The following is a 13,197-nucleotide window of genomic DNA, read 5'->3' on the forward strand; positions in this document are numbered from 1 at the left end:
TGGCCTCAATAGGCTGCTTTTAAACGTACTTCACATCCAACTCCTTAGCCTCGGCCACAAACTCCTTCACTTTCTGCTCGTCTTCTTTTTTGCAGATGAGGAGGACGCCATCGTATTCTGCGACGATGAAGCCATCCAGGCCGTTGACAACTACCAGTTTGTCTTTTGGCGTTTTAATGATTGAATTCGTTGTGTTGTGCAGGATCAGATTGCCGTCAATAACATTCAGGTTGGCGTCCTTTTCCGAAACTTCGTAAAGCGATTTCCAGGTTCCCAGATCCGACCAGCCGAAATTACTTAGCACGACGTGCACATTATCGGCTTTTTCCATAATCCCGTTATCGATGGAAATGCTGCCGCAATGCTGGTAGGCTCTTTGGACAAATGCATCTTCGGTTTCAAGATAATAATGGTTGTCACCGCCTTCAAAAATCTCGGCAATATTCGGTTGAAACGATTTCAGTGCTTTTTTAAATGCATTCACATTCCAAACAAAAATCCCGGCATTCCAAACAAAATCACCGCTGTCCAGAAACTGCAATGCCAATTCCAGATGAGGCTTTTCGGTGAAAGATTTCACTTTCTTAACCGTCATCTTATCAGGGATATATTGAATGTAGCCATAACCCGTGTCAGGGCGGCTTGGCTGGATTCCCAACGTCACCAGAATATCCTCATTGCGCGTTGCGCCCAAGGCAATGTTAATTGTATCCCTAAAATTTTCTTCCTTCAAAATAATATGATCCGCCGGGGCGACAACCACATTCGCATTCGGATTTTTAGCGGCAATCTTGTAACACGCATAAGCAATGCAAGGCGCCGTATTGCGACGGTTTGGTTCCAAAAGGATCTGATCTTCCGTCAAAGCAGGAATCTGCTCTTTTACAATGTCCTTGTATTCCTGACTTGTAACAATATAAATATTTTCGATCGGGCAAACGCCGTCGAAACGCTCAACTGTCTGCTGTAAAAGTGTTTTTCCAGTTCCTAACACATCGTGAAACTGTTTAGGGAAGTCCGTTCTGCTGAAAGGCCAAAACCTTGTGCCAACCCCACCGGCCATTATAATAACAAAAGAATCCTGCATTGTGAAAGGTAATTTTATTTATCCACACTATGAAAAACTACCCAAAGCTAACCATAAACCCGCAGTTATGACCAATCCGACCGAATCAATGCGTCGGGAAAGTAGCGTGAAAGCGCATTTTAAGAGCATATCAAATTCAAATTATGTCAGCAAAAAGTGCAGGAGAATTTTTTCAAATACAAGACAGGATAAGAAAGTATAATTTAAAATGATTCGAAGAAAAAATAGTATAATAATGCTATGCGATAATGCATTATTATTTTATCTTGCTAAGACAACATCAACCCATTAATAACCATGAAACATTTCTTTACTATTCTAAAATTATGCCCTCTGGTTTTGCCGCTAATGCTCTTTTCCACCGCATACGGGCAGATTACCATCGACGGGCAAGTCACAGAATCTTCAACTGCCGAACCACTTGCCGGTGTGAGCATTCAGGTAAAAGGGAAAGTAATCGGCACCATTACTGATAACAGAGGAGCATTCAGCCTCACTACGACATCCAATCCACCTTTTGTATTGATCGTTTCCTCCGTCGGCTTCCAAACCCAGGAGATAGCGGTGACCGGCGGCATGTCTAAACTGGACATTAAGCTGGCCGAACAAGTCGTTCTTGGCCAGGAAATCATTGTCTCGGCGTCAAGAGTAGAAGAAAGCGTCATGAAATCGCCTGTTGCGATCGAAAAAATGGACATCAGGAATATCCGGGAAACACCTTCTGCCAACTTTTACGATGCCCTGGCGAATCTGAAAGGCATTGATATGACCACGCAGGGAGTTTTGTTCAAATCAGTTAACATGCGCGGATTTGGGAGCACCGGTAACCCCAGGACGGTCCAAATGATCGACGGGATGGATAATCAGGCTCCTGGCCTGAATTTTCCTTTGGATAATATCATCGGCATGTCCGAGCTGGATGTGGAGAATGTAGAGGTTTTACCGGGCGCGGCCTCGGCACTTTACGGACCTAACGCGATCAACGGCCTTATTTTGATGAACAGCAAAAGCCCGTTTTTATATCAGGGATTAAGCGCGAATGTGAAATCGGGTGTGATGCACGAGTCGAACCGCTCCAAAGCAACGACGCCGTTTATCGATGGCACCATTCGCTATGCCAAGGCATTCAATAACAAAGTGGCGTTCAAGGTCAACTTGTCTTACATTACTGCAAAAGACTGGGAAGCAACCAATTATAACAATTTGAACGTAGGCGGCGCATCCGATCCCCGGCGTGGCGCGGGAACCGATAACGATTATGATGGTGTGAATGTTTATGGGGATGAGGTTCAGACCAACATTAATGCTGTTGCGGGCACATTAGCGGCCAACGGCTTGATCCCACAAGCTGCCGTGGCGCTCGTTCCCAGTACATTTGTAAGTCGCACGGGTTACCAGGAAAAGGACATTGTTGATTATAATACCAAGAGTTTCAAAGCCAATGCGGCAGTTCATTATAGGATTAATGAGAAAATAGAAGCCATTGCACAGGTCAATTATGGTTATGGAACAACGGTTTATACCGGAACGGGCCGCTATTCGCTCCGTGATTTCAACCTGACACAAGCTAAACTGGAATTGAAGGCTGACAATTTTACCGTGCGTGCTTACACAACGCAGGAACGCTCGGGAAAATCCTATCTCGCCGGACTCGCTGCCGTTTCCATGCTCAATGATATCAAACCACATGCCACTTGGTTTGGCGAATATGTGGGCGCATTTGCAACTGCCCGGGGCGCTGGAATGCCTGAAAATCAGGCGCATTTGGCGGCGCGCGGCGTGGCGGACAAAGGCATGCCTATGCCGGGAACAGCCGAATATGCTCAGTTACTGGACAAATACAGAAATCTTGCGATTGTAAATGGCGGAGGCGGTTTTGCGGATAAAACCAACCTTTACCACATTGAAGGATTTTATAATTTCAAAAACCAGATCAAATTTGTGGAGCTGCTGGCCGGTGCGAATTACCGGCTTTACGAGCTGAGATCAGCGGGAACGTTGTTTGCAGACACGAAGGAAGGCCGTGATGGCAAAATCCCCATCTCCGAATTCGGCGCATTTTTACAGGCCGGAAAAACCATTCTGAGCGATCATTTGAAACTAACCGGTTCAATCCGTTATGATAAAAACGAAAATTTCGACGGACAGTTTACGCCCAGGATCTCCGCAGTAACCACATTCGGCGAACACAACATTCGCCTGTCCTACCAAACCGGCTTCCGCATCCCCACCACTCAAAACCAATACATTGACCTGAGAACGCCTTCAGGAACATTGATTGGCGGGTTACCTGAGTTTGATGCCAGATACAATCTTTCCAATGGTATTTTAAGACAGAATTTATCAGAAGATGCTATCAAACAGGTGATTGCGGGCGACCCGAGCATTGTGCAGAATGCCACAAATTATGCGAAAGCAGTCGTAACCCAGCAAGCCACCACAGCTATTGCCACAGCCGTAACCGCGCAAGTTACAACAGCCGTAAACCAGGGCGTTGCCTCCGGGACCATCCCCAACACACCGGGCGCCATTCAGGCGGCGATTACAGCGGGTGTAAATCAGGCATTACCCGGCGTTCTTGCTGCCCAGCTTCCGGGAATTTTAGCAGCGCAGGTTCCGGGTTTAGTGCCTAATCTGGCAAAAGCCTATGCTTTGGGAAAATTGCCTAAATACAAGCCGGTAAAGCTTAAACCCGAACGCATTGCTTCTTATGAGATTGGCTATAAAGCAGTTATTGCAAAAAAACTTTTCGTTGACGCTTATTACTACATTAGCAAATACAAAAATTTCATCGGTGGAACAGTGATCGTTGTGCCGACAGCCGCAGCTGCTCCTGGTCTGCCTATCGAATCGGGCATTGGTGTTGGGAATTTCAATGGTTATTCCAGAACGGTGAACACTACGGAGACCATTACTACAAGAGGGTTTGCGATTGGACTAACTTATGCGTTGCCAAAAGGATTTAACATTGGAGGAAATGTTGCCAACAATGAGCTGAATGACTTTAAACCGTCACCGGAAGTCCAGTATTCGCAGTTTAACACACCAAAATATCGCTATAACCTCTCTTTCGGCAGAAGAATTACGAGCAACAACTTGGTTGGATTTAACATTGCATACAAATATCAGCAGGCGTTTTTGTGGGAATCAAGCTTTGTTTTGCCGACAACAACGGACGTGCCGGTTTTCTCAAACACGCGTGTGCCTTTGGTGAGCGTACTTGATGCGCAGGTCAGTTACAAGGTGAATGCATTGAAATCCATTATCAAACTGGGCGGCACTAATTTGTTTGGCAAGTCGTATATACAGGCTTACGGAAGCCCAAATGTGGGTTCGACTTATTACGTGTCCATTACATTTGACGAATTACTGAATTAGAGAACGGCTTACTTTTCGCCGTAGGCCAGATCGCCCGCGTCGCCAAGTCCGGGAACAATGTACCAATGCTCATTGAGCTTCTGATCGATCGCACCTAGCCATAACCGGCAGTGCGGAATGCGCTTCTGCAAATAATCGACGCCTTCCGGGCTTGCGATCACGGAGGCAATGTGCGTTTGCGCAGGGATTCCGAAACGAAGCAAAGCATGATAGACCTTTTCCATGGAACGGCCCGTTGCCAGCATCGGATCAATTAAGATTAATATTTTCCCAGTCAGGTCCGGGCTGGTAATATAGTCCATTTCAACCTCGAATTCCTCTTCCATATTGATATGATGACCACGATAAGCGCCTATAAATGCATTATCCGCCTTATCAAACATATTCAAAAAGCCCTCATGCAGAGGAAGCCCGGCGCGCAAAATCGTGGCCAGAACTACGGGTTGGAGCAATGTGCGCGACGAAGCCTGGCCCAATGGCGTTTCTACTTTCTCGGTTTTAAATGTGAGCGTTTTAGAAAGTTCGTAGGCCAGCAACTCTCCCACCCTTTCCAGATTTTTGCGGAATCGCATCCGGTCTTTCTGCAAATTTACATCACGCAATTCAGCCAGATAATGGTCGGCAATAGAAGGTTTTTGGGAAAGTAAAAACATAGTTCGGACAGTTTTTTAAACTACTCCATGCAAGATAATACAAATTCATTGACGTAATTTGGAAGAGTTATTTGAAAAATCATCCGCAAACGGTGAATGGTGTGAACAGTAGATTTTTTTTGCCTATGGATCAAGGAATTATCCGACTTGTCAAAATATTGATTTTATCACTGTTATCCCTGTCATACGTACATGCACAAAGTTCGTTTGTTCCTTTCAATGACGATTATTACCATTTAATTGATCGTTTGGAGATAAAAAGGGGCAAGTTCACAGAAGGATTTCATTCCAATGTAAAACCCTTTGAGCGTAAGGCAATTGTGGCACTTACGGATTCGATATTAAAGGAAGGAACGATCAACCTTACCGACCGTGACTGGGAAACCATTGATTATCTGCGGGAAGACAGTTGGGAATGGACAAGAGGAATGATCGCCACAGATTCACTTGAATATGACAAAATGGCCCGCCTGGGCCTTTTCAGAGATCCGCCTCCCGGCGAGAAACGCAGGTTCTTTAATCATCCCGCCGACCTTTACAGCATACATAACGAAGATTTCGACCTGCATTTTAACTTTACTACAACAAATTTCATAGGTAAAGATAACAGCTACGGTAAAAACTTTGGCATACATAAGGATTCAACTCCTACACAACTTTGGGGAACCACCCGCGGCGTCGAAATTCGAGGTATGATCAATGAAAAGCTTGGCTTTTATACGTTTGTATCAGATACACAGGGACGTTACCCACGTTATGTCAACGATTTTAAACACGAAAACAGCTTCCCCGGCGAAGGTTTCGGAAAAGGCACCCGGAATCGTGGAATCGATTTTTTGACAGCCAGAGGTTACATTACATTCCGGCCATTGAAAAGCATTAATGTTAAATTTGGCCATGACCACAATGTTTTTGGAAGCGGTTACAGATCATTGATCTTATCTGATAATAGCAGTCCATACTTATTCCTAAGACTTGATACACAGCTTGGTAAGTTTCATTATACCAATTTGTATACAAGCATGATCAATTCCTACGAAAGTGCTCAGAACGGCCTGTTAAGAGGTAAAAAGTTCGCTGCCATTCACCATCTCAGCGTTAACCTGACAGATCGCATCAACATTGGTGTATTCGAAGCGGAGGTTTTCAACCGCGATTCTGTGGGCGGGGGTTATGATCTGAATTATCTGAACCCGATCATTTTTTATCGTTACGTAGAATCTTACCTTGGAAGCGAGGATAATGCGCTTTTGGGTTTCGATTTCCGCTGGCTGGTTGCTAATAAAGCTTCTATTTACAGTCAATTTGTGTTGGATGAGTTTTTGACAAAATATCTTTTCAACGGAAGCGGCTACTGGGCCAACAAATACAGCTTTCAGCTTGGCGGGAAATATGTGGATGCATTCGGCGTGCCTAACCTGGATTTACAGGCCGAGTATAATGTGGTGCGGCCCTACACTTACTCGCACAAGGACGGCGGCGCCAATTATGTACATTACGGACAATCATTATCGCATCCGTTAGGAGCGAATTTCCGGGAATATCTGGGCATAATTCGCTATAAGGCCACTTCGCGACTGTCATTTTACGGAACGATCATGATGGCAAATCAAGGCCGTGATCCGAGTAACAATGTAAACATGAGTTACGGGGGCGACATTACCAAAAGCTACGAAAACCGGAGTGTAGACCGTGACGGGGAATTCAACCAAAAGATCGGTCAGGGCATTAAGGCTTCCACTGCTTACACGGACCTGCGGGCAAGCTACTCGCTGGCGCACAATCTTTTTATCGACGGCCGTTTTCTCCAAAGAAGAATTAATTCTCCCGACGAATCAATAGCCGCCAAGTCAACCGTTTGGTCACTCGCACTGCGCTACAACATGGCTTTTCGCCAGCAGACTTACTAGTAATCAACGACTTCCTTTATTTTTAAACTGATATTTTTTATCAAAACCATAATTAATATGGAAACGAACCCCCATGAATTGCGCGATCTGATCCGGCTTGCCTTGCTGGAAGATATTGGAGACGGCGATCATTCTTCCCTCTCCTGCGTGCCCGAAAATGCGACCAAGCGCGCGCAATTGCTCGTGAAGCAGGATGGAATTTTGGCGGGCGTTGAAGTTGCGCAGATCATTTTTGACGAGACCGCCGCTACATATAATTATCCCCCCCTAAAAATAAATGTGTTACTTCTTGACGGAACCTACGTCAAAAGCAAGGACGTGGTATTTACGGTTGAAGGAAATGCAAGATTGATCCTGAAAGCTGAGCGGCTGGTTCTCAACACCATGCAGCGCATGAGCGGCATTGCAACCTACGCCCGCCAGATGTCAGATTTGATCAAGGATTTACCCGTAAAGTTGCTTGATACCAGAAAAACGACGCCTAATTTTCGGGTTTTTGAAAAATTGGCTGTAAAAATCGGCGGCGCGGTCAACCACAGAATGGGCTTGTACGACATGATCATGCTGAAAGACAATCATGTGGATTATGCAGGCGGCATTGAACCGGCGATTTTGCGCGCAAGCGCCTATCGGCAGGAATTAGGTAAGAATTTAAAAATCGAAATAGAGACGAGAAATCTCGAAGAAGTCGACGAAGTGCTGCGTGTGGGGATGGTCGACATTATTATGCTGGATAATTTTTCACTCAATGACTTGCGCGAGGCCGTAAAGCGCATTGGCGGACGGTATGAAACGGAAGCTTCAGGAAACATTACGGAGAAAACATTGCGTGCCGTTGCGGAAACCGGGATCGACGGCATTTCGAGCGGTGCATTAACACACCAGGCAAGGAGTCTGGATTTAAGTTTAAAAGCTTTCTAACCTTTCACTAAAAACCTAAAAGCGTATGATTAAACAAACTACATTAACATACGCATTTAAGTTGAAAATGCTGCATCGGGCGGTTCTGCCGCGTCTCGTCCTCGCACTCATTTTTGTATTTAATTCAAAAAACCTTTCCGCCCAGGAGCCGCCACGCAGGGAAATTGACATTGATCCCTTCATCCAAAACCTGATCACCGATCCTTCCGAAGAGGCCGATTACAGCGAACTCTACGAATCGCTCTTTGCATTATATGCAGAGCCAATGGACATTAATAAGGTCAACCGGGATGACCTGGCAGCCTTAATGCTCCTTTCCGAAATCCAGCTAAATTCCTTTTTCAAATACCGCGAGCAGCTCGGTTCGCTCATTTCCCTTTACGAATTACAAGCCATTCCAGACTTTGATCTGGCCACGATTTATCGGTTACTGCCATTTGTGACGGTTCATCCGCAAACATTGTCCCTGGCCAAGTCGCTGAAAAATCCTTCCCAGCATTTCCTGATTGTCCGGTCCGGCCAATTAATGGAAAAACAAAAGGGCTTCCTACCCGCTGATTCCGGCTCCACGGCGTCAAGATATAATGGTAAGCCACTTTACGGCTATCTGAAATACAGAAATTCCCGCGCCGGTGTTTACAGTTACGGCTTCTCCATGGAAAAAGACGCCGGCGAGACGTGGTGGAACTGGAATGTAAAACGGCAGATCCTCGGCTCGGATTTCTCTTCCTTTCACGCCCAGATCATGAATCAGGGCAAGATCAAAAACCTGATCGTTGGCGATTATCAAATGCAGACCGGACAAGGGCTTGTTATGGCAGCAGGATTTTCGCTGGGCAAGGGCGCGGAAGTCATAAGCGCTGCATACCGAAGCACATTAGGGCTGAAACCTTACACATCCGCATTGGAATCCAACTTTTTCCGCGGAACCGCAGCGACATTTTCAATATCAAAGCATTTTGAGCTTACTACTTTTTATTCCTACGCTAAAAGGGATGCAACTGTAAGTAATGATAATGATCACATTGCCAGCTCGTTGCCTGTAACCGGTTACCATCGTACAGCCAGCGAACGGGACAAGCATAATAATCTTTCAGAACAAAATATCGGCACGCATCTGCTCTTCAAATTGCCTTCCAGGGCGGGCCAGCTTGGCCTGACATTGCTCAATACAAACTATAACATGACGCTGCAAAAGCGAAACGCTGCCTACAATCGCTATGAATTTGCCGGAAAGCACAATCTGATTGTGGGCCTCCATGGCGATTACCGATGGCAGAATGTGCATTTTTTCGGAGAAGCCGCCCGCTCTGAAAGTGGCGGTTTGGGAGCTATCGCTGGTTTGATCGCAGCATTAGGCAAAAAGTTTGATTTCAGCTTGCTGGGAAGACATTATGACCGCAATTTTCACACATTTTATGGAAATGCCACTGCTGAGGCAACGCGGCCGATCAATGAAACGGGCGGATATGCGGGCTTTCGTTATGCGCCAAACCGGCGTTGGAGGCTAAGTGCTTATTATGATTATTTCAAATTTCCCTGGCTGAAATATCTGGTCGATGCGCCTTCGAAGGGCTATGATTATTATTTCCACATTCTCTGGAAGCCCAATAAGCGCTTCAACGCTTATGCTTTGTATCACCAAAAGAAAAAGCAGCGTAATGCGCCCGCAGATAAAAATGAAGACGGGCTTTTTTCCACAGTCCGCAAAACGGCTACGATTAATGTGGAATATGAAAAACCGCTTCGGTTTTCCCTAAAAACACGCTTGCAGAGTGGTAACCTCGCTTACATAAAAATTTCAAAATCAAATGGTTTTACTGTTTTGCAAGATGTGAGCTGGCAATTTCCCAGGCTGGAATTGAGTGCGCGTGTGGCGTATTTCAAAACGGATGATTATGACAGCCGCCAATATGTTTATGAAAAAGACATGCTTTACGCCTTCTCTATTCCGGCCTATTCTGACGTCGGTACACGGCATTATCTCATGGCACGTTATGCGGTTTCTAAAAATATGAAGCTGTGGCTCAGATGGTCGCAAACGCGTTATGCTAATCTGGATAAAATCAGTTCGGGCCTCAATGAAATTAATGGTGACAAACGAAGCGAGTTGAAGGCCCAGGTAATGTATCAGTTTTAATTAAATGTTTTTGATTGCCCGTAATTAATCCCAAAATTTGACCTCTTTTTCAAGATCCAATGCAAGACAACAAACTAGAAGCACTAAAAAAATATTTTGGTTACGACTCCTTCCGCCCGCAGCAAGCCGAAATCATTGACACCGTTATGGCAGGCAAAGATTGCCTCGTCCTCATGCCGACCGGCGGCGGAAAATCAGTTTGCTTTCAAATTCCTGCCATCCTCAAAGACGGTCTGACGGTGGTCATTTCACCATTGATCGCATTGATGAAAGATCAGGTGGAAGCCCTGCGGGGAAATGGTGTAAATGCTGCCTTTTTAAACTCTTCACTGTCTGGCTCTGAGCAGGATAGCGTTATGTGGCAGGCCAAAGTAGGAGAATTAAAATTGCTCTACATTGCGCCCGAGCGGCTTTTCTCAGGCAATACATTTGATTTTCTACGCGAGTGGAATGTAAAGTTATTCGCTGTGGACGAATCGCATTGTATTTCTTCCTGGGGACATGATTTTCGACCGGAATACAGGTCGCTGAACACATTGAAAATGCGTTTTCCGGACATTCCGGTGATCGCATTAACCGCAACGGCGGACCGGGTGACACGCCGCGACATTCTGAAACAGCTTAACATTGAATCTGCTGAAACATTCATCGCCAGTTTCGACAGGCCCAACCTCAGCCTGAGCGTGCTTCCGGGCAGGAAGCGCATGCAGCAGATCCAGGAATTTTTGAAAAAACACGAAGGACAAGCCGGCATCATTTATTGTCTGAGCCGGAAGGGAACCGAAACCGTGGCTGCAAGCCTGAAAAACGCCGGTTTCAAAGCCGATTATTACCACGCAGGATTAGCGCCGGATAAGCGGTCGCGCGTGCAGGAGCAGTTTCTGAAAGACGACATTCAAGTAATCGTGGCCACGATTGCGTTCGGAATGGGGATCGATAAATCCAATGTGCGCTGGGTTATTCATTACAACCTGCCCTCGAATGTCGAGAGCTTTTACCAGGAAATCGGCCGGGCCGGTCGCGATGGATCTGCTTCGGACACGGTGTTATTTTACAGCTTTCTGGACATCATTACGAGACAGGATATGATCAATAATTCCGATCAGTCGGCGGAGCAGAAGGAGCTTTTGCACGCCAAACTGAACCGGATGAAGCAATATGCGGAAGCGGATATCTGCCGGCGACGCATTCTGCTGAGTTATTTCAATGAAGCCGTTGATTATGATTGCGGGAACTGCGACGTTTGCCGAAACCCCAGAACAAGATTTGACGCCACTGTAATTGCCCAGAAAGCGCTCTCCGGCATTGCCAGAACAGATCAAAAGATCGCTATGGGTATGCTAATTGACATTTTGAGAGGCAGCCGCAACCGAAACATCTTACAGCACGGTTACGACCGGCTGCCAACTTTCGGCGTGGGCAATGAGTTGCGCGGCGAAGAATGGGCGGAATACATTAGCCAGCTGTTGAATTCCGGGGTGATGGACATTGCCTATGACGAAGCACATTCATTTAAGCTGAATCCGGTCAGTAAGCAGGTTTTGAAAGGCGAGCGGAAAGTTGAGCTGGTGAAATTTATTCCAATTTCTGAGCGCAAAGCCAAGGAAGAAGAGCTTGTCCCGAAAGAAAAACCAAAACAGGAAATCATCCGCGACGCGCTTTTCGAAAGACTGCGCATTTTGAGAAAACAAATGGCTGATGCACTGGGTGTTCCGCCTTACGTGGTTTTCAGTGACGCAACACTTTCTGAAATGGCACAGAAAAAACCGATCTCCGAAGCGCAGATGAAAGCTGTTTCGGGGATCGGTGCAGAAAAATTCCGTCGCTACGGAGAAACATTCATCAATGAAATCCTGGCCTTTGCAAGAGAAAATACAAAGCCCGGAACCCGCGTCGTAAAGGGATTGACCTACGTAGAAACACTGGATTTGTACAAAGAAGGTTACTCTTTAAAAATAATTGCAGAAAAACGTGATCTGAGTACAGTCACAATTATTTCTCATCTAATAAAATTAAAGGAAGACGGCCATGACATTGATTTGCGAGGACTAATTGATAATCAAGCCTATAACACCATTATACAGGCTGCGGCGGAAATACAAGTAGGAAAAAACGATCCGCTGAAACCATTGTTCGAGCTTTTGAACGAGCAATTTGACTATGGGCAAATCCGGCTCGCACTTGCACTTTTCGAGGAATCACGAAATTAAGTTTTATCTTTACACCAGCTAGAACATTTACGCCATGTCAAGACAAAATATACTCTCCGGTTCTCCCTGGGAAGACAAAATGGGTTACTGCCGCGCGGTGCGCATTGGTAACATTATAGAAGTTGCAGGAACAGTCGCCATCGTCGACGGAGAAAAAGTGAAGGCAGACGATGCTTTTGCGCAGACGAATAATATTATTGAAAGAATTGAAAAAGTTTTGCAGGATGCCGGAGCAGGATTAAGTGATGTTATCCGAACACGCATTTTCACAACAGATATCAGCCTGTTTGAAGACATTGCCAAAGCACACGGTGCATATTTTAAGGATATCAAGCCTACTACGGGCATTTATGAGATCAGTAAACTCGTTGCTCCGGAATACCTGGTAGAAATTGAATTTACCGCAGTTGCGCAATAAAGTATTAGTAAAGTTACAAAACGCCTAAACAAAGTAATATGGGCTTTTTTTGTACTTAAATAATTTTTTAATGGTTACAACCATCTGGAGCGAAAATTGCTCTTTGTGGTGTAGTTGTCTGATAAAGACCCGTAAAAAATAGACATCTTATTATGAAAAACAAACATACGTTGCTCATAGCCACCTTTTTACTAGGGCTTTGTGTATTACAAAAGGAAGCACGTTATAAGGCAATGACTGGTGGGAATGTAGAAAAAATGTACAATATTCCCTCAATTGACAGAAGTGGCGAGTTGGCCGACAAGAAAATTTTGAAAACGAACCGGGCGGATGAGGTAACTATCCTGTCTAAAACGGATTTGTTTGATTTTGCTTCGTTAGACAGTTCTTCACAGTCGGTAAGTTCAGTGAAATTGATGAACAACAGCTTGCTCAATATTTCATCGGGAACGAAAATGCTAAATAACTAAAGGCATTATG

The 13,197-nt window shown here is 45.4% G+C and carries 9 protein-coding genes; 7 read left to right on the forward strand and 2 right to left on the reverse strand.

Annotation, left to right across the window (positions count from 1 at the left end; genetic code table 11):
- Positions 1 to 19 precede the first annotated feature (19 nt).
- The gene (locus MUK70_RS23125) at positions 20 to 1,087 is read right to left on the reverse strand and encodes a mannose-1-phosphate guanylyltransferase (RefSeq protein WP_234655314.1); all 1,068 of its coding nucleotides are present in this window, start codon (positions 1,085 to 1,087) and stop codon (positions 20 to 22) included.
- 297 nt (positions 1,088 to 1,384) lie between these two features.
- Here MUK70_RS23125 and MUK70_RS23130 point away from each other — a divergent pair, with 297 nt between their 5' ends.
- On the forward strand, positions 1,385 to 4,465 hold the full coding sequence (locus MUK70_RS23130; protein ID WP_234655315.1) for a carboxypeptidase-like regulatory domain-containing protein: 3,081 nt from the start codon (positions 1,385 to 1,387) through the stop codon (positions 4,463 to 4,465).
- Between the two features lie 8 nt (positions 4,466 to 4,473).
- Here the strand turns inward: MUK70_RS23130 and upp are convergent, their stop codons facing one another.
- A complete protein-coding gene (gene upp / locus MUK70_RS23135) occupies positions 4,474 to 5,118 on the reverse strand; it encodes a uracil phosphoribosyltransferase (RefSeq protein WP_234603486.1) in 645 nt (214 codons plus the stop codon).
- Positions 5,119 to 5,243: 125 nt separating this feature from the next.
- On the opposite strand from upp, the gene MUK70_RS23140 reads away from it, so the two are divergent.
- The 6 genes from MUK70_RS23140 to MUK70_RS23165 all read left to right on the forward strand — a co-directional run bounded on the left by MUK70_RS23140 (position 5,244) and on the right by MUK70_RS23165 (position 13,187).
- Entirely contained in the window at positions 5,244 to 7,028 is a 1,785-nt protein-coding gene (locus MUK70_RS23140) for a capsule assembly Wzi family protein (RefSeq protein WP_234655316.1), read from the forward strand.
- Between the two features lie 57 nt (positions 7,029 to 7,085).
- Positions 7,086 to 7,949, forward strand: coding sequence for a carboxylating nicotinate-nucleotide diphosphorylase (nadC, locus tag MUK70_RS23145; RefSeq protein ID WP_234603491.1), 864 nt, complete (start codon positions 7,086 to 7,088; stop codon positions 7,947 to 7,949).
- A gap of 25 nt (positions 7,950 to 7,974) precedes the next feature.
- A complete protein-coding gene (locus MUK70_RS23150) occupies positions 7,975 to 10,089 on the forward strand; it encodes a helix-hairpin-helix domain-containing protein (protein WP_234655317.1) in 2,115 nt (704 codons plus the stop codon).
- Between the two features lie 59 nt (positions 10,090 to 10,148).
- A complete protein-coding gene (recQ, locus tag MUK70_RS23155; protein WP_234655318.1) occupies positions 10,149 to 12,299 on the forward strand; it encodes a DNA helicase RecQ in 2,151 nt (716 codons plus the stop codon).
- A 34-nt stretch (positions 12,300 to 12,333) separates the two neighbouring features.
- Positions 12,334 to 12,717, forward strand: coding sequence for a RidA family protein (locus tag MUK70_RS23160; RefSeq protein ID WP_234655319.1), 384 nt, complete (start codon positions 12,334 to 12,336; stop codon positions 12,715 to 12,717).
- A 152-nt stretch (positions 12,718 to 12,869) separates the two neighbouring features.
- Positions 12,870 to 13,187, forward strand: a complete 318-nt coding sequence (locus MUK70_RS23165; protein ID WP_234603498.1) for a hypothetical protein — start codon at positions 12,870 to 12,872, stop codon at positions 13,185 to 13,187.
- Positions 13,188 to 13,197: the final 10 nt, after the last annotated feature.

This window comes from Dyadobacter chenwenxiniae (genome assembly GCF_022869785.1).
Classification (GTDB): Bacteria; Bacteroidota; Bacteroidia; order Cytophagales; family Spirosomataceae; genus Dyadobacter; species Dyadobacter chenwenxiniae.